Here is an 18047-nt window from a genome sequence, read left to right on the forward strand (position 1 = left end):
ATGAACCCGCGTCCGTCCGGCATCGCATCGTTGCTCGCCCGCACGTTCGGCTGGCGCACGTCCATCGGGGCGCTCGGGCTGTTCGGATCGTTCGCCGCGTGGGACGAGCCGCTTGCGGGCACCACGGCAGCGATGCTGCTTCTGCTGGCGCGCGGCCTGCGCACCGCCGCACGGGCCGACGAGGAACGGCGCGCACTGATGCTCGAGATCGACTATCTGGACGCGTCGCTGCGTGAGGCGCAGCGGGACAACGCGGCGCACACGGCGGAATTCGCCCGCTCGCAGGAAGAAGCCGCTCAGGCCGTGCACGCGGCGGCGCACGACGAACACGTCGATACGCTGCGACTTGCGCGGCGCAGGATCGTGCCGTGCGTACAGGCGTTGTGCGAGCGTCTCGATACCGATGCAGGCTACGCGAACTTCGGGGTCGGGGCGCTTCGCTGCGCGGCCGAAACGCTCGCGCTCGTCGCGCAGGACACGCTCGACGACATTCCTCCCGCCGATCGCGATATCGTCTTCGATGAAGACGCCGTCGATCTGCGCGAGCTGATCGACGGCGTCGCGCTGCTCGTCGCGCCTGTCGCGGCACGCAAGCCATCGCGGCTGCAAGCGTGTATCGACCGATCGGTTGCGGCGTGCGTACTCGCCGACCGCGCGCGGCTCGGCCAGGTCGTGCACAACCTGCTTGCCTACGCGATCGAAACGGCAGGCGCGGGCGTCGTCACGCTCGCTACGCGCGCGGAGTCGCTGAACGCAGGCGCGCAGCGTATCGTGATCGGCATCAACGGCGCGGCATCGACGTCGAACGACACGCACTCGCGCGCGCCCCGCTTGCGCGGGCATCAGGCGATAGCGGAACCCGCGGATGTGCGCGAGCATCCCGACCTCATGCTAGCCCGCGTGATCGCGCGAAAGATGGGCGGTGACATCACGATCCTCGAAAGCAAGAGCGTTGGCGTCTGCGTCGCGCTCCATGCGCCGTTCACGATCGAGCGTCACGACTGGCCCGTGCCGGAGCACGAGCGTCGCTTTGCCGTCGTCGACATCGAAGCGTATGAAGATCGCGTGGCGATTTGCGAGTTGCTGAAAAAGCTTGGCATCACGACGTTGCCGTCCGATGCGCACCCGCCCGTGCGCATCGACTTCCGCTTTGCCGAAGCTGGGCAGCCGCCGTCGCCGCATGGCGAGAGGCGCATCATCGTCGTCACGCGCGACGCTTTGCCGGGCGGCATGCACGAACGCGGCGGCGTGATCGAGTTGTCGCTCAATCCCTTGTCGTGGACAGCGCTCAGACGCATCTGCGGCGCGCGCGGCGACGCGCCTGCCGTGCGCGCCGTGTCCGTCCAGGCGCCTGCCCGTCCTTCGTCGGGACAACCGACCATCCTCGTCACCGACGACAACGAGGTCAATCGCAAAGTGCTCGCCCGGCAACTCGACGTGCTCGGATACCGCTGCCTCGTCGCCAGCTCGGGCGACGAAGCGCTCGACGTGCTGAGCCGCGAAGCCGTCGATCTGCTCGTCACCGATCTGCAGATGCCCGGCATGAGTGGCGTGGAGCTCGCCCGTCACGTTCGCGCGACGTCCGGCGGTTCGGGATCTGCCGTGCCGATAATCCTGCTGTCGGCAAATGCCGACGCGAAGCTGACCCGCACGGAGCGCGCACTGTTCGGCGCGACGCTCGTCAAGACGGCCGGATTGAGCGCGCTCGACGCCGCCCTGAGGCGTCTGCTTCCCGCCACGTCGCGACATCGCGCGGCACGTCTCGAGCGTTACGACTACACCGCGCTCGATTCGCTCGCTGAGCAAGGCGTGGACGTCGGTGGCCTGCTGCGCGACTGGCAGCAGTCGATGGAAAACGACCTCGTGCATCTGGAGGAGCGCCGCGCATCGGGCGATGAGCCAGGCGTGCGCCGCGTGCTGCATAAGCTCGCAGGCGCGGTCGGGGTGGTCGGCAATCGCGGCCTGGTGAGTGCGCTGCAACGGGCGAGCGACGCGCAGGAACCTGTCGACAGCGTGTTGATCGACGGACTCGTCGAGCGGATGAAAGCGCAGATGACGGAGCTTGATGGTCACGGTGCCCAGCGGAGATCCGGACCGTAACACGGCACGCTCATGACGACAAAAAGCCCGCAGAACGCGGGCCCAAACACCACGAGACACGGTGGAGACGATCTGAGAACCGTGCGCGGTTAGCGCGGCTGGTCGATGTAGCCCCGGGGAAGGCCGCTCAGACACGCTATTGATCAGTATAGGGTGCGGTTTCGTCTTGGCAGGAGAAAATGCCTGTTTCGCCGCATATAAGTATTAATTGCTGCACAGCCAACGATAGACACAGCGTCACGCCGTGAACTCTTCAGTCTGTCATGCAAGCAGTGCGTCGAGCTGTTCGTTCAAGGCCGTGATCGCTTCCGTCACGCCCGGCAGCAACGCGACGGCCGTCAGCGCGTCGTGCTCGAGCGCGGCACGCTCCAGACGCAGCGCCAGTGCGGTTTCCCGTCGGCATTGCAACATCCGCAACGAACCCGCCAGACGATGCGCGGCGTGGCCCAGTTCGCTCCATGCTTCGCTGTGACGAGCCGCCGACATGTAGAGAAGCGTTGCGTGGTTCGTTTTAATGAGCGCGCTCGTCACGTCCCGCGCAACAGTGCGATCCCCGAGCGCGAGCGCATTGATTCGTTCCCGCAGCGCATTCATGTCCGCCGCGCGGCCGGACACGCTGCGCGAGCATGCCGCCGTCATTGCTGGGCAGCGGCGATGCCACAGCGCCGCGCGAAATCGACCAGATCGACGAGCGTTGCGACGCCCACCTTGGTCATCAACCGCGTCTTGTGACTGCTGACCGTCTTGTTGCTGATGAAGAGCGCGTCGCCGATCGTCTTGTTGGACATGCCTTTGGCGAGCATCTGCAGGATCACCAGTTCCTTGTCGGAAAGCAACTCGAGCTTGCGCTCTTCGACGACGCCCCGCCCAGCCGCGCCGACGCTCGCGGAAGGCGCGACGGGAAACACGCTGTAGCCCGACATGACGGCTTCGACACTGCGCATGATCTCCTTCACGTCCTGCGACTTGCTGACGAAGCCTTGCGCACCCGCGCGCATGGCGCGGGACACGAAGGTGGACGCATCGTGGCTCGACAGGATCAGTACGCGCATGGACGGATGCGCGGTTTTCAGGCGTGCGAGCACATCGAGGCCATTTATGCGCGGAATATCCAGATCGAGAATGGTAAGGGCGGGCGCGAATTGACGCGCCATTTCCATTGCGGACTGGCCGTTGTCTGCTTCAAATACTTCCTGCGTGCCGAGCAATTGCAACAGATGAGTCTTGATAACCAGCCGAAACGCCGGGTGATCGTCCACTATTAATATAGAAGCCAACTGCCGTTCTCCAGTTTTTCTTTTGACTCACGTGCTGTCGCGCTGCTCACACGGCGTGTTTATCGACTACACGCCTTTATACAGCGATTATTCTAAGTCATTATCGACGTGTTTATTCTGCGGAATATTCTGCATTCCATATCTTTCTTCACGTCTTTTTTCCAGTTTATTTGTTATTCAATTTCCAATATTGCTCGCGGCATAAATGGGTATATCAGGCGAGCGAAATTTTACCTGTGCATGGCGAAGCATACGGCGGCGCCACTCGCCTGCCAGGGGTGATGACTTGCGACATCCAGCGCGAGGCAAGTTGCCGCACTCGAGGTAAACCCGCTTGAATTTAACTAACTCGTCAATTAAGCTTTCGACCCATGAACACGAAACGTCAACCGGCCAAACCGCGCGGGCGCCGCCCCGCCGTCGAGAATTTCGACGTGCGCGAGCACCTGCTCGATACCGCCACGCGCCTTTTCTCCGAACGCGGCATCTCGGCCACCACCGTCGCGCAGATCGCCGCCGCCGCGGAAGTCACGTCCGCGCTCGTGCACTACTACTTCACGAATCGCGAGACGCTGCTCGACGCGATCGTCGAAGAGCGGCTCGCGCCGTCCGTCGGTTTTGTCTGGAGCGCCGCCGGAGAGGATTCGAGCGACGATCCGTTCGTGATGGTGGCCGAATTCGCCAAGCGTCTGTTCGACGTGACGGGCCGCATGCCGTGGCTGCCGCCGCTCTGGCTGCGCGAGGTCGTCAACGAAGGCGGGATGCTGCGCGATCGCATGGTCACGCGCATTCCGTTCGACAACATCAAGCGGTTCGGCGCCCGAATCAAGGAAGCGCAGCAGGCAGGCGCGGTGAATCCCGAGCTCGATCCGCTGTTGATGTTCAACTCGCTCTTCGCGCTCGTGATGCTGCCGCAAGCCGCCGCAAAGATGTGGCAAAGCATTCGCGGCTTTCCGGCTATCGAGCGCGAGACGCTGCAGCGGCACGTCACGGCCCTGCTGCTCGGCGGCATGAATCCGCCCGCGGAGCGCGCCACGCGCAAGCCGGCTGCGAAAAAGACGGACACCGCGACACGCCGCCCATCCACGAGGTCCAGCTCATGAAGCATTCACGTTCATCCGCGCGCGTCGTACGGGTTGTTGCCGCGCTCATTGCATGCGGCGTGCTCGGCGCGTGCTCGCATCGCGCCGACAATACGTGGCAAGGCTACGTCGAAGGCGAATTCGTGTATCTCGGCTCGTCGCAATCGGGCAAGCTGACGCAACTCGACGTCGCGCGCGGCGATCAGCTCACTGCGAATACCCCCGTTTTCGCGCTCGAATCCGTCGATGAAACGGCCGCGCTGCAACAGGCGCAACAACAGCTCGCCGCCGCCCGCGCGCAACTGGCGGACATCCAGACGGGCAAGCGCCCGCCGGAAATCGACGTGACAAAGGCGCAGCTCGCGCAGGCCGTGGCGAACGCGCGCAAGGCCGCTCTGCAATTGACGCGCGATGAAGCGCAGTATCGCGCCGGCGGCATTCCGAAGGGACAACTCGACGATACACGCGCCGCCGCCGACGCTGCCAATGCGCAGGTGCGCGAGTTGACGCGCGAAGTCCAGGTCGCGCGGTTGCCGGGCCGCTCGCAGCAGTTGCTCGCGCAGAGCGCGCAGGTCGAAGCGGCGCAGGCAGCCGTCGCGCAGGCGCAATGGAAGCTCGACCAGAAGCGCGTGAACGCGCCCGCCAGGGGCCGCGTCTACGACACGCTATACCGCGTCGGCGAATGGGTGCAGGCGGGCAACCCCGTCGTGCAGATGCTGCCGCCGCAAAACGTGAAAGTGCGCTTCTTCGTACCCGAAACCGTGGTCGGCTCGCTCGCGCCGGGCCGCGCGCTGACGGTGCATTGCGACGGCTGCGCGTCGGATATCGACGCGAAGATCACTTACGTGTCGAATTCGGCGGAATACACGCCGCCCGTCATCTATAGCAACGAGAGCCGCGCGAAGCTCGTTTTCATGGTCGAAGCGCACCCTTCCGTCGACGACGCGCCGCGCCTGCACCCGGGCCAACCTGTTTCGGTGACGCTGCGATGAGCACGCAGAACGGGGCGCAAGGTTCGCCGAAAGATTCGCTCGCCATCGACGTGCACAACCTCAACAAGCACTTCGGCGACAAGCACGTCGTCAACGATGTCTCGCTGCAGGTCGCGCATGGCGAGATCTTCGGCTTTCTCGGCCCGAACGGCAGCGGCAAGACGACGTCGATCCGCCTGATGTGCGGCCTGCTCACGCCGGATTCCGGCAGCGGCACCTGCCTCGGCTACGACATCGTGCGCGACAGCGCGCAGATCAAGCGCAACGTCGGCTACATGACGCAGCGCTTCTCGTACTGGGAAGACATGACGATCCGCGAGAATCTCGATTTCGTCGCGCGTATCTATCAGATGCGCGACCGCAAAGAGAAGGTGGATCGCGCGCTCGAAACGCTCGGCTTGCAGACGCGCGCGGACCAGTTGACGGGCGCGCTGTCGGGCGGCTGGAAGCAGCGGCTCGCGCTCGCCGCGTGCATGTTGCACGAGCCGAAGCTGCTGCTGCTCGACGAACCGACTGCGGGCGTCGACCCCACTGCGCGCCGCGACTTCTGGGAAGAACTGCACCGGCTCGCCGCGCAAGGCATTTCGGTGCTGGTCAGCACGCACTATATGGACGAAGCGGAGCGCTGCCACAAGCTCGCGTATATCGCATACGGCAAGCTGCTCGCGCAAGGCACCGCGCAGCAGGTGATCGATTCGCAGGCGCTCGCCACGTGGGCGATTCACGGCGAGCGTCTGACGCAGCTGTCCGAACAGTTGCGCAAGACGCCTGGCGTCGATCAGACCGTCGTATTCGGCTCCGCGCTGCACGCGAGCGGCCACGACCACGACGCGCTCGAAAAGGCGATCAGACAGGTGACGTCGGGCCTGCCCGTGCGGATCGAGCCGATCGAAACCGGCCTCGAAGACGTCTTCATCTACATGATGAGCCGCTCGGCCGACAACTACGGAAAGCCATCGTGAACCGTCTATTTTCCGTGACGCGCTGGTGGGGCATCGTCCTCAAGGAGTTCGTCCAGTTGCGGCGCGACCGCATCACGTTCGGCATGATCGTCGGCTTGCCGATTCTTCAGCTCGCGCTGTTCGGTTTCGCGATCAACACCGACCCGAAGCATCTGCGCACGGCCGTCGTCATCAGCGAGCAGAGCCAGTTCTCGCGCAGCTTCGTCGCGGCGATGAAGAACTCGGACTATTTCCATATCGTCGACACGCTGCCCGACGACGCCGCGGCACGCGAGGCGCTGGCGCGCGGCGACGTGACCTTCGTCGTGTCGATTCCCGTCGATTTTTCGCGGCGGCTCTTGCGCGGCGAACGGCCCGCACTGCTCGTCGAAGCCGACGCCACCGATCCGACCGCGACGCAAGCGCCGCTCGCCGCGCTGCCCGGCCTCGTGCAATCGGTCGCGGACAAGGACATCACCGGGCCGCTTGCGCATCTGAACGGCGCGCCCGCCGCGTTCGACGTGCAGATCCACAAGCTGTACAACCCCGAGGGCATCACGCAATACAACGTCGTGCCGGGCCTGATGGGCACGATCCTCACGCTGACGATGGTCATGATGACGGGCCTCGCGATGACCCGCGAACGCGAGCGCGGCACGATGGAAAACCTGCTTGCGACACCCGTGCTGCCGATCGAGGTGATCGCGGGCAAGCTGGTACCGTACATCGCAATCGGGCTCGTGCAAGCGTCGATCATTCTGGCGGCGGCGCGCTATGTCTTCGATGTGCCGTTCGTCGGCAGTCTGATCGCACTGTATGTCGCCGCGCTGCTGTTCATCGCGGCGAACCTGACGGTCGGCATTACGTTGTCGTCGATTGCGCAGAACCAGTTGCAGGCGATGCAGCTCACCATCTTCTACTTTTTGCCGAGCCTGCTGCTGTCGGGCTTCATGTTTCCGTTCGCCGGTATGCCCGTGTGGGCGCAATGGATCGGCAATCTGCTGCCGCTCACGTACTTCAACCGGCTCGTACGCGGCATTCTGCTCAAGGGCAATGGCTGGGTCGAACTGTGGCCATCAGTGTGGCCCGTCGCGATCTTCACAGCCGTCGTGTTGACCATTGCCGTGCGCTTCTATCGGCGCACGCTGGATTAGGAGGCTCGACGATGAAACACTACGTGCTGTTGTCCGCGCTCGCGCTGTGCGGCTGCGCGGTCGGCCCCGACTTCCACGCGCCCGCCGCGCCTGATGCGCCGTCCTACACGCGTGAAGCGCTGCCTGCCGCGACGCAAGCGGCAGGTGTCACGCAAACGCTCGTCGTCGCGAACAACGCGCTGCCCGCATGGTGGATGCAGTTTCACTCCGACGCGCTGAACCGTCTCGTCGACACGGCGCTGCAACGCAGCCCGACACTCGACGAAGCCCGCGCGAAACTCGTCGAAGCGCGCGAGAACTATATCGCGCAAGCAGGCGCGACCGACTTCCCCGCAGTCGATGCAACGCTGTCCGGCACGCGGCAAAAGGTCAATCCCGCTGCGTTCGGCATTCCGATCGTGCCGAACCCCGGGCCGTTCACGCTGTTCAATGCGTCGGTAAGCGTGTCGTATGCGCTCGATATATTCGGCGGCAACCGGCGTGCGCTCGAAGCACTGCTCGCACAAGTCGATTACCAGACGTATGAGCTGGATGCCGCGCGCCTGTCGCTGGCGGGCAATGTCGTGTCGACGGCGATCCGTCGCGCGTCGCTGCAACAGCAGCTCGCGCTGACGCAGCAACTTTCGGATGCACAGGCGCATCAGTTGACGATTGTCGAAGGACGTTACGCGGCGGGCGGCGTCGCGCAACTCGATGTGCGAACACAGCGCACGCTGCTCGCGCAGACGCGCGCGCAGATTCCGCCGCTGACGACGCAACTCGCGCAAGCCGATCATCAGCTGGCAATCCTGCTCGGCGTCGCGCCGTCGCAAGCCGATTTCAACGACATCACGCTCGATGCGCTGCATCTGCCCGACACCGTGCCCGTCACGCTGCCGTCGATACTCGCGCGCGAACGGCCCGACATCCGCGCATCGGAAGCGCTGTTGCATCAGGCGAGCGCGAATGTCGGCGTCGCGACGGCGAACCTGTATCCGCAGTTTGTGGTGTCGGCGGGGATCGGCTCGGAGCGCACGCGCGTCGAAGATGTCGTCAACAGCTTGAACGTGTGGAACCTCGGCCTGAATCTGACGCAGCCGATCTTTCACGGCGGCGAACTGCGCGCGAAGAAGCGCGCCGCGCAGGCTGCTTATGATGCGGCGTTTGCGTCGTATCGGCAGACGGTCTTACAGGCGCTGCAGCAGGTCGCCGATACGCTGCACGCGTTGAACGACGACGCGCGCGAATTGCAGGCGCGCGATGACGCGGCGTCGGAAGCGCAGGCAAGTGTGACGATCGCGCAGGCGCAGTATGCGGCGGGCGGCGTCAGCCAGTTCAGCTTGATCGATACGCAGCGCCAGGCGTTGCAGACTGCGCTCGACAGGACGCGCGCACAGGCCGATCGTCTCGCGGATACGGCGGCGCTGTTTCAGGCGCTGGGTGGGATGACGCCGGCGGCGTCGGCCGAAACGGCGAAGCGATAGGCGCGGAAACGACAAACCCGGCCGAAGCCGGGTTTGTTCTTTGCGCGTCGAATGCAGGTCAGCCGCGCCGGAAAAGTCGGATGACGAACAGCAGGATCACAGCGCCGATGAACGCCGTGATCGTCGAACCGATCCATCCGCTGCCACGCGAGATATGCAGCGCGCCCGACAGCCACCCGCCGATAAACGCACCCACAATGCCGACGACGATATCGAGAAGGACGCCATAGCCGCTGCCCGACACCAGCACGCTAGCAAGCCAGCCCGCGATACAGCCGATGATCAGCCAGGCAATGATTCCGTGTTCCATAGTTTTCTCAGGTTTCCACTGTAGGTGATAAGAGCCGTAGTTTTAACGCAGTGCTCGGCCTGAGTTGTCAACGTTTGTCACAGCTTAGAGCAGTCGTTGAGTGCTACGCGTCGGCTTGCTCACCATCCAGATACAGCACCATGTTCTCTTCATCGAAGTAACGCCCATTCACGCACATCGCGCGGCGCTCGATGCCATAGCCCGTAAAGCCGCTCGTCGCATAGAGTTGCCGCGCGCGATGGTTTTCGGTATTGACGCGAAGATGAATCTGCCGCAGTTGCATATTCCGCGCATGCGTCAACGCGGCCCCAAGCAACTCGCGAGCGACGCCCACGTTCCGATACAGAGGATCAACGAACACGCCCCACAGCATGCCCTTGTGCCGCAACTGCGCGTAAGGCTCCTGCCTGAGCCCGGCGATTCCGATCAGCATGTGCTGATCAAATACGCCGAACACGATCTGTTTCGGTGTCTGCCGTATTTGCGTAGCGATGGCGTCGAGCGGGCGCGCGCGCTCTTCGTCGAGAGTCGGCCAGTTTGCAGATGGGGAATCGTCGATGGCCTTGAGCCGCAGTTCCGTGAACGCAGCGGCGTCGTTTTCGTTCAAAGGCCGAAGTGTCAGAGCCTCGCAAAGCATTGCTTCATGTTTCCAGAAAGTATCCGAATAGCGAGCTATACAGGAACTTTCAGGTTAACTAATGAAGTTACGACAATTTATGACAAGTGCGCGCAAAAAACGTCGTCGCTCGAATGGTCACTGCGCAGATTAAAGCGTGACCGCAATGACATAACGCAAACAAATCCGCTCACGCCGCCACCGCCCGCGCCGCATTCCTTCCGCGCAACCATTCGAGCGCAAGCAGCAGGCAGGTCGAAAACACGATAAGAATCGTCGCCAGCGCAGCAATGGTCGGGCTGATGTTCTCGCGGATGCCGGTGAACATCTGCCGCGGCAACGTCGTCTGATCGGCGCCTGCGAGAAACAGCGTAACGACCACTTCATCGAACGATGTCGCGAACGCGAACAGCGCGCCTGAAATCACGCCCGGCGCAATCACCGGCAGCGTGATACTGAAAAACGTCTTCACGGGATTCGCGCCGAGCGAAAGGCTTGCCCGCACGAGGTTGTAGTTGAAGCCCTGCAAGGTGGCCGCCACCGTCGTCACGACGAACGGCACGCCCAGCGACGCATGCGCCATGATCAGGCCGATATACGTATTGGCCAGTCCGAGCGGCGCAAAAAACAGATACATGCCGACGCCGACTACGACGACGGGCACGATCATCGGCGAAATCAAGATGGCCATCAACAGCGCCTTGCCCTTGAAGTTCGCCTTCGTCAGCCCGATTGCCGCGAGCGTGCCGAGTATCGTTGCCAGCACGGTCGCCGACGGCGCGACGATAAAGCTGTTCTTCGCGGCCATCCGCCATTCGTCGGAGGCGATCAGGTTCTGATACCAGCGCAGCGACCAACCCGGAATCGGATAGACGAGGAACGTGCTCGACGAAAACGACAGCGGCACGATCGCGAGCACGGGCAGGATCAGATACAGCAGCGTCAGCACGGCAAGTCCGCGCAATGTGAAGTACCACACGCGCTCAATCATCGACGTATGCGGCGCGAACATTGGTTTGGCAAATTTCATCGCGTCGCTCCTCAACCAAGGCTCACGTTCGAACGCGTGAAGCGTCCGTAAATCACATACAGCACGAGCGTCGCCGCGAGCAGCAGCCCGCCGAGCGCGCACGCCATGCCCCAGTTGATCGTCACGTTGGTGAAGTACGCGACGTAGTAGCTGACCATCTGATCGTTCGGTCCGCCGAGCAGCGCCGGCGTGATGTAGTAGCCGATCGCGAGAATGAACACGAGCAGCGCGCCCGCGCCGATGCCCGGATACGTCTGCGGCACATACACGCGCCAGAACGCGGCGAACGGATGCGAGCCGAGCGAAATAGCCGCGCGCTGATAGGTCGGCGGAATCGACTTCATCACGCTGTACAGCGGCAGGATCATGAACGGCAGCAGAATATGCGTCATCGAGATATAGACGCCGACGCGATTGAACAGCAACGCCAGCGGATCGTGTATCAGCCCCGAGCCGATCAGCGCCTTGTTGACGAGACCTTCGCTCTGCAGAATCACGATCCACGCGGCGACACGCACGAGGATCGACGTCCAGAACGGAATCAGCACGAGGATCATCACGAGATTCGCGCGCCGTTCATTGAGCGTCGAAATCCAGTACGCGAGCGGATAGCCGAGCAGCAGCGCGAACACCGTCACCGCGAAACCGATCACAAACGTGCGGCTGAATACAGCGAGATAGATCTGCTGCTCGGGGTCGGTCGGAATGATGTGGCCGAACGCGTCCTGCTTGTGATCGAGGGAGGCGAGCAGATAAAACGGCGAAATCGTGCTGCTGTTCTTGGCAATCGCTTGCCAGTATTTCGCATCGCCCCAACGTTCGTCGAGTTCGATGATCTTCGCCTTGACCTGCGCGGGCGGCAACGCGTGGCCCGCGTCGTCGTTCAGCGGCATCGCGCGCGCCGTCTTCGCGACGAGCGAGCGATAGCCAGGAATCTCCGTGTTCAGGCGGCGCGCGAGCGCGCCCATTGCTTCGCCATCGGCTATTGCGGTGAGATCGGTGGCGAGTGCGCCGTACGCGGCGTCATTCGGCGCGGACTTGCGATCCCAGTCGCGCAGCGCCGTCACCGTGTGCGGCAATGCTGCCGCGATCTCGGGGTTCTGGACGGCGCGCGTCAACAGCGCGCCGATCGGCACGACGAAGATCAGCAGCAGGAAAATCGCGAGCGGCGCGATCAGCAGCAGCGCCATCGCGCGCTTCTTCGCTTCGGCGGCTTTCAGCTCGCGCTTGAGTTTGTTGGTCGACTCGGGTGCCGGGTCGGCGGCGATCGTGATCGTCGTCACAGGTTTCTCCTGCGTCAATGCAGCTTTGCTACAGCGATGCGGCTTCCCTGTGCGGATGCCGCATCGCGTTCACCTCGGACTTACTTCGACGCCCACGACGAGAAGCGTTGCTCCAGCTCATCACCGTGATCGGTCCAGAACGTCAGGTTCTGCAGCACCGCGTTCTTGCCGTTGGCGGGCGAGTTCGGCAGATTGGAAAGCGTCTTCGCGTCGAGCGACTTGATCGCCGATTCATTCACCGGGCCATACGCGATGTGCTTCGCGTACTCCTGCTGCGGCTTCGACGAAATCGTGTACGCAATGTACTTCTCGGCCAGCGCCTTGTTCGGCGTGCCCTTCGGCATTGCCCAGTAGTCGAGGTCGTAGATGCTGCCGTTCCACACCACCTTCAGGTTCTTGCCTTCCTTCTGCGCGGCATCGATGCGGCCGTTATACGCCGTCGACATCACCACATCGCCCGCGACGAGGAATTGCGGCGGCTGCGCGCCCGCTTCCCACCACTGGATATTCGGCTTCAGCTCGTCGAGCTTCTTGAACGCGCGGTCCTGGCCTTCCTTCGTGCCGAGCACCTTGTAGACGTCCTTCGGCGCGACGCCGTCGGCCATCAGCGCGAATTCCAGGTTGTAGCGCGCGCCCTTGCGCATGCCGCGCTTGCCCGGGAATTTCTTCGTGTCCCAGAAGTCAGCCCAGCTCGCGGGCGCCGTCTTCAGCTTGTCGGCGTTGTACGCCATCGCCGTCGACCACACGAAAATGCCGACGCCGCACGTTTGCGGCGCTTCGGGAATCAGATCCGACTTCTTGCCGAGCTTCGACCAGTCGAGCTTTTCGTACAGGCCTTCGTCGCAGCCGCGGCCGAGGTCGCCCGATTCGACTTCGACGACATCCCAGTTCACATGCTTCGCTTCGACCATCGCCTTCACTTTGGCCTGCTCGCCGTTGTATTCGACAGCCGTCACTTTCGAGCCGCTTTGCGCCTCGAACGGCTGGTTGAATGCGGCCTTCTGCGCGTCGCCATTCGCGCCGCCGAAGTTCACGACCGTCAGTTCCGCCGCGTTCGCCTGAGCAACGGCGCCGAGCGCGATGAGGACAGCGCCGACAGCCACGGCACAGCGCGATTGCACGATCTTCTTCATGATGGTTCCTCTTTGGTGTGATGAACTGCTTACGACGTGGACGTTGTTGTGTTTCTACTCACGCGAACACGCGCAGATGCTCCGGCGCGAATTCGAGCGCGACGGGCGCGCCCGGCGCGAAACCGTCGAGTGCTTCCGTGCCGAGCGGCACCTTCACGAAGCACTCGTCCTGTTGCGGCAAACCACAGCGCATACGCACGTGATCGCCGAAATAGATGAGCCCGCGCGCTTCGCCCGCCACCGCATTCGCGCCGGGCCGCGCCAAGCCCACCGCGCCCGCCGCGAGCTTCATCCGCTCCGGCCGGATGCACGCGACGCCTTGCGCGCCCGCTTGCGCGCCACCGATATTCCGCCCGACCAGACGCGTTCCGTCGATCAGGTGAAACTCGCAGTAGTCGCCGTCGACATTCGCGATCGTGCCGCGCAGCCGGTTGCTATCGCCGATGAAGTTCGCGACGAACTCGTTGCACGGCGCCTCATAAAGGCTATTGACGGTATCGAGCTGCTGCACGATGCCCTTGTCGAACACGGCGACGCGGTCGGACATCGTCAGCGCTTCGCCCTGATCGTGCGTCACGTAGACGAAGGTGACGCCGAGCTTTTCGTGCAGCGATTTGAGTTCGTATTGCATGTGCTCGCGCAACTGCTTGTCGAGCGCGCCGAGCGGCTCGTCCATCAGCACGAGCTTGGGTTCGAACACGAGGGCGCGCGCCAGCGCGATGCGCTGCTGCTGGCCGCCCGACAACTGCGCCGGGTAACGCTTCGCAAAGCCTTCCATGCGCACCATCTTCAGCGCGTTGTTGACTTTGTGCGCGCGTTCGTCGGCGGACAGCTTGCGTACCGTCAGCGGATACGCGACGTTCTGCTCGACCGTGAGATGCGGAAACAGCGCGTAGTTCTGAAACACCATGCCGATGTTGCGCTTGTGCGGCGGCACGTTGTTGAGCAGCTGACCGTCGAGCCAGATCTCGCCGCCCGTCGGAAATTCGAAGCCTGCGAGCATCATCAGGCAGGTCGTCTTGCCGGAACCGGAGGGTCCGAGCAGCGTGAGGAATTCGCCTTGATAGATGTCGAGATCGAGTTGCTTGACGACGAGCGTTTCGCCGTCATACGTCTTGCGCACACCCCGAAAGCTGACGATTACGTCTTCGGTTTTCATCGTGTCCGTCTCCTGTCGGTCCAGGTTAGCGCTTTAGCGCTTACCTGGACCCCATGCCGTACCGATCAGAGTTAGCGCTTTAGCGCTTACTCTGATCCTACGGCGAGTCGACCGGAGTTGGCGCTTTAGCGCCAACTCCAATCCCCCAGCTTTGCTGCTTCATCTACGGGTTTCTACGCAGATTTGGTTCCACCCGTTTTGAAGAATCGCATCGATTGCGTGATCCACTATAGCCCGTTACGGTTCTACAATAGGGAACCATTTCATAATTCCGGATAGAACCACTTGGATACGGTGATCCTGTCGGACTGGCTCGCCGCGCGGCTCGACCGGACGGCTGGCGAACCCGTCTATCGACAAGTGCTCGGACTGATGCAGCAGGCCATTCTGACGGGCCAGTTGCTGCCCGGCGCCAAGCTGCCCAGCTCGCGTATGCTCGCGTCGGACCTCGGCATCGCGCGCAATACGGTGCTGCATGTCTACGATCAGCTCACGGCGGAAGGCTATGTGTTATCGACCACGGGCAGCGGCACCTACGTCGCCGACACGCGGCCGGACACGGCCGCCGTCAACGCGCGCAAGGCGCCACCCGCCGCGAGTGGCTCCATTGGCGCGGTCGTTGGTGCTGTCGGCGTCATGCCGGGCGCGAACGTCGCGCAGACCACTGTGCCCGCACGCGACAGTTTGTCGACACGCGGCGCGCGCCTGATTCGCCAGGCGGGCGTATCAGCCAGGCAGTGGGGCGCGTTCATGCCCGGTGTGCCAGATGTCGCCGAGTTTCCGGCGCGCACGTGGAGCCGCCTGCAGGCCAAGCTCTGGAAGGAAGCGAATCCCGATCTGCTGACGTATGCGCCGGGCGGCGGCTATCGTCCGCTGCGGCGCGCGTTGTCGGATTATCTGCGCGTCGCGCGCTCGGTGAAGTGCACGCCCGACCAGATCATCATCACAACGGGTATTCATCAGTCGATCGATCTCGCCGTGCGTCTGCTCACGGACGTCGGCGACCGCGCGTGGGTCGAGGAACCTTGCTATTGGGGCGCGCGCAGCGTGCTGCAATCGTCGGGGCTGACGCTCGCGCCCGTGCCCGTCGATGAAGAAGGGTTAAATCCGCGCGAATCCGACTTGCAGACGCCGCCGCGCATCGCGCTCGTCACGCCGTCGCATCAGTATCCGCTCGGCATGGTGATGAGCCTCGCGCGCCGCCGCACGCTGCTCGAATACGCGCGTCAGCACGGCGTGTGGATCATCGAGGACGACTACGACAGCGAGTTCCGCTATGGCAGCCGGCCACTCGCGTCGCTGCAAGGACTCGACGACGCCGGCCAGGTGATCTATGTGGGCAGCTTGGGGAAGATGCTGTTTCCGGGTTTGCGGATCGGCTACATGATCGCGCCGGAACATCTCGTCGATACGTTTCGCACGGGCGTGGCCGAGCTGTATCGCGAAGGACAACTGATGCAGCAGGCCGTGCTGACCGAGTTCATCATGGACGGCTATCTGACGTCACACGTGCGGCGCATGCGCGCGTTGTACGGCGAGCGCCGCCAGATCCTGATCGACGCGATCACCGCGCGTTTCGGCGACGCGCTGCCCGTGATGGGCGACGAAGCGGGCCTGCATCTGGTGCTCGGCCTGCCCGACGACGCGAACGACCGCGAGGTGACAGCCGCTTCGTACGACGCGGGCGTGATCGTGCGGCCGCTCGCGGCGTACTACAACAGCGAAACGCCGGCGCGCCGTGGCCTGTTGCTCGGCTACGCGTGTGTGCCGAACGACCGCATCGGACCGGCGTTCGATACGCTCGCGAACGTGATCGAAAGGACTGCGTTCAAAACGACGGCCGCGCCTACTCGGGCGGCTTAGCAGGGCACCCTCGCGCGGCGCGTCGAACGCGTTACTAGCCGTTCGTCGTCAGATGCATCGGGCGATGCGCGATGCGCTCCGCTTCGGGCTTCTCCACCCGCTCGATCGACACCTTCGTCACGCCCGCGCGATGCATGCCGAGCGCCGACGCGGCGAGATACGACAGATCGATCACGCGGCCGCGCGCGTAGGGCCCTCGGTCGTTGATGCGCACCACCACCGACTTCGAACTCGCCAGCGACGTCACGCGTACATACGATCCAAGCGGCAGCGTCCGATGCGCGGCCGTCATCGCGTACATATCGTAGTGCTCGCCATTCGCCGTGCGATGACCGTGAAAGCCACGGCCGTACCACGACGCGAGCCCCAGTTGCCTGAAGTGCGACGTGTGCCCTTTCGCGCTCGCTGCATGCGCCAGATGCACGGCATGCGCGGCGCGGTTGGCGCGGTTTTTTGGATCGACGGGCGCGCCGTGCTGCGCGTTTTTCGCCTTGGCACGCAGCTTCGGATCAACCGGCTTATGTTTCCCGCCAGCCGCCGATACCGACGCGGGCAGCGCGCTCGCCAGCAGGAAGAACGAAACGGACGCGCCGAGGCGTCGTAACAGCGGGTTCTTTTTCAAGCGATGGCTCGTCTTCGAAATGGCATCGTGCGATGCGCTTCGGCGGCAGTCACGCAGAGCCTGGACCGGGCCGCAGGACGGAGCACGACGCGCGTCGCCAGGCGACCGGGTTAGCCCGAACGTTTCGGCAGGTAGCTTTGGGGATCGACTGCCTTGGTGCCGTCGCGCAGTTCGAAGATGAGGTACGGATGGGGATTGTCGGCAGCGCCCATTTCGGCGATCGGTTGGCCTTGCTTGACCGCGTCGCCTTCCTTGACGAGCAGCTTCGCGTTGTTGCCGTAGGCGCTCACGAAACGTTTGTCGTGCTTGACGATGACGAGCAGCCCGTACGCCTTGATCTCAGAGCCTGCGTAGATCACGCGGCCGGTACTCGCTGCCCGGATCGTCTCGCCGGCTGTGCCGCTAATATGAATAGCCTTCGACTGGCCGTCTCCGGCAATCGACGTCACCGGCCCCGATGCGGGCCAGATGAAGCGCACCTGCTGCGAGGGCGCAGCAGGCGGCGCGACATTGCCGGTTGCTGCCCTGGATTCCGGCGCGCCCGTCTGCACGGGCCCGGACGCCGCCACTGGATCAGGCGCCACGCGAAGCACCTGGCCGACGCTCACCGGGTAGTCGTCCGGAAGACGGTTCCAGCGGGCAACCTGCATGGGATCACGCCCGAACGCAGCCGCGACGCCCGCCAGCGTATCGCCCGGATTCACGCGATAGAAGCCCGCCGAAACAGGCGCAGGCGCCTCGAGCGAGGGTGGGCGCGCCTCGGGCGAACTGGTAAAGAGGTCGCCCCACGGCGCACTTGCACAACCGGCGAGCGCCAATGCGACGCTCGCGATCAATAGCCGTTGCGTCAGCTGGCGGCACGGTTTGAAGATGTTCATCGGAAGACGATCGGAAGGGTGGCATCGGATGCGCCAGCGGCGCTGCATGTCGCAGCCCGCTGGCACAAGAGTTGGCATCCTTAACGAACGTCGTCGCAATGCGTTGACCCCACGCGCGATCGCTCAGTCATCCTTGACGATTGT

17 protein-coding genes are annotated in these 18047 nt (G+C 63.6%); 7 read left to right on the forward strand and 10 right to left on the reverse strand.

The genetic code is table 11. The features are described from left to right. Entirely contained in the window at positions 1–2100 is a 2100-nt protein-coding gene (locus C2L64_RS32090; protein ID WP_007579531.1) for a response regulator, read from the forward strand. Positions 2101–2361: 261 nt separating this feature from the next. On the opposite strand, the gene C2L64_RS32095 is transcribed toward C2L64_RS32090, so the two are convergent. Both C2L64_RS32095 and C2L64_RS32100 read right to left on the reverse strand, forming a co-directional pair. Beyond that, positions 2362–2694 (reverse strand): Hpt domain-containing protein, encoded by a 333-nt coding sequence (locus C2L64_RS32095; protein ID WP_242680950.1) that lies wholly within the window; start codon positions 2692–2694, stop codon positions 2362–2364. 41 nt (positions 2695–2735) lie between these two features. Next, positions 2736–3377 carry a response regulator transcription factor gene (locus tag C2L64_RS32100; RefSeq protein ID WP_007579526.1) on the reverse strand — a complete coding sequence of 214 codons (642 nt, stop codon included), beginning with the start codon at positions 3375–3377 and terminating at the stop codon, positions 2736–2738. 371 nt (positions 3378–3748) lie between these two features. On the opposite strand from C2L64_RS32100, the gene C2L64_RS32105 reads away from it, so the two are divergent. The 5 genes from C2L64_RS32105 to C2L64_RS32125 are packed head-to-tail and all read left to right on the forward strand — an operon-like array spanning position 3749 to position 9009. Then, positions 3749–4480 carry a TetR/AcrR family transcriptional regulator gene (locus C2L64_RS32105; protein ID WP_007579524.1) on the forward strand — a complete coding sequence of 244 codons (732 nt, stop codon included), beginning with the start codon at positions 3749–3751 and terminating at the stop codon, positions 4478–4480. Further along, the gene (locus C2L64_RS32110; protein ID WP_007579523.1) at positions 4477–5451 is read left to right on the forward strand and encodes an HlyD family secretion protein; all 975 of its coding nucleotides are present in this window, start codon (positions 4477–4479) and stop codon (positions 5449–5451) included. Before C2L64_RS32105 ends, C2L64_RS32110 begins: the two co-directional genes overlap by 4 nt. After that, positions 5448–6413 (forward strand): ABC transporter ATP-binding protein, encoded by a 966-nt coding sequence (locus C2L64_RS32115; protein WP_007579522.1) that lies wholly within the window; start codon positions 5448–5450, stop codon positions 6411–6413. Before C2L64_RS32110 ends, C2L64_RS32115 begins: the two co-directional genes overlap by 4 nt. Beyond that, positions 6410–7546, forward strand: a complete 1137-nt coding sequence (locus C2L64_RS32120; protein ID WP_007579521.1) for an ABC transporter permease — start codon at positions 6410–6412, stop codon at positions 7544–7546. The genes C2L64_RS32115 and C2L64_RS32120 overlap by 4 nt, the downstream gene beginning before the upstream one ends. An 11-nt stretch (positions 7547–7557) precedes the next feature. Beyond that, positions 7558–9009, forward strand: a complete 1452-nt coding sequence (locus C2L64_RS32125; protein ID WP_007579520.1) for an efflux transporter outer membrane subunit — start codon at positions 7558–7560, stop codon at positions 9007–9009. Between the two features lie 58 nt (positions 9010–9067). Here the strand turns inward: C2L64_RS32125 and C2L64_RS32130 are convergent, their stop codons facing one another. The 6 genes from C2L64_RS32130 to C2L64_RS32155 form a co-directional block, all read right to left on the reverse strand. Beyond that, positions 9068–9319, reverse strand: coding sequence for a GlsB/YeaQ/YmgE family stress response membrane protein (locus C2L64_RS32130; RefSeq protein WP_007579518.1), 252 nt, complete (start codon positions 9317–9319; stop codon positions 9068–9070). A gap of 103 nt (positions 9320–9422) precedes the next feature. After that, on the reverse strand, positions 9423–9956 hold the full coding sequence (locus tag C2L64_RS32135) for a GNAT family N-acetyltransferase (protein ID WP_007579516.1): 534 nt from the start codon (positions 9954–9956) through the stop codon (positions 9423–9425). A 169-nt stretch (positions 9957–10125) separates the two neighbouring features. Next, positions 10126–10965: an ABC transporter permease gene (locus C2L64_RS32140; RefSeq protein ID WP_007579514.1), complete on the reverse strand. Its 840-nt coding sequence runs from the start codon at positions 10963–10965 to the stop codon at positions 10126–10128. An 11-nt stretch (positions 10966–10976) separates the two neighbouring features. Beyond that, positions 10977–12248, reverse strand: coding sequence for an ABC transporter permease (locus C2L64_RS32145; protein ID WP_007579512.1), 1272 nt, complete (start codon positions 12246–12248; stop codon positions 10977–10979). Positions 12249–12328: 80 nt separating this feature from the next. Further along, positions 12329–13381: an ABC transporter substrate-binding protein gene (locus tag C2L64_RS32150; protein ID WP_007579511.1), complete on the reverse strand. Its 1053-nt coding sequence runs from the start codon at positions 13379–13381 to the stop codon at positions 12329–12331. Positions 13382–13439: 58 nt separating this feature from the next. Beyond that, positions 13440–14540 (reverse strand): ABC transporter ATP-binding protein, encoded by a 1101-nt coding sequence (locus C2L64_RS32155; protein ID WP_007579510.1) that lies wholly within the window; start codon positions 14538–14540, stop codon positions 13440–13442. 285 nt (positions 14541–14825) lie between these two features. Between C2L64_RS32155 and pdxR the strand changes: the two genes are divergently transcribed. Next, on the forward strand, positions 14826–16403 hold the full coding sequence (gene pdxR, locus C2L64_RS32160; protein WP_039900127.1) for a MocR-like pyridoxine biosynthesis transcription factor PdxR: 1578 nt from the start codon (positions 14826–14828) through the stop codon (positions 16401–16403). A 34-nt stretch (positions 16404–16437) separates the two neighbouring features. Here the strand turns inward: pdxR and C2L64_RS32165 are convergent, their stop codons facing one another. Together C2L64_RS32165 and C2L64_RS32170 are read right to left on the reverse strand one after the other, a co-directional pair. Then, entirely contained in the window at positions 16438–17025 is a 588-nt protein-coding gene (locus C2L64_RS32165) for a septal ring lytic transglycosylase RlpA family protein (protein ID WP_007579508.1), read from the reverse strand. Positions 17026–17135: 110 nt separating this feature from the next. Continuing rightward, the gene (locus C2L64_RS32170; protein ID WP_007579507.1) at positions 17136–17903 is read right to left on the reverse strand and encodes a peptidoglycan DD-metalloendopeptidase family protein; all 768 of its coding nucleotides are present in this window, start codon (positions 17901–17903) and stop codon (positions 17136–17138) included. Positions 17904–18047 lie beyond the last annotated feature (144 nt).

The organism is Paraburkholderia hospita, assembly GCF_002902965.1.
Taxonomy (GTDB): Bacteria; Pseudomonadota; Gammaproteobacteria; order Burkholderiales; family Burkholderiaceae; genus Paraburkholderia; species Paraburkholderia hospita.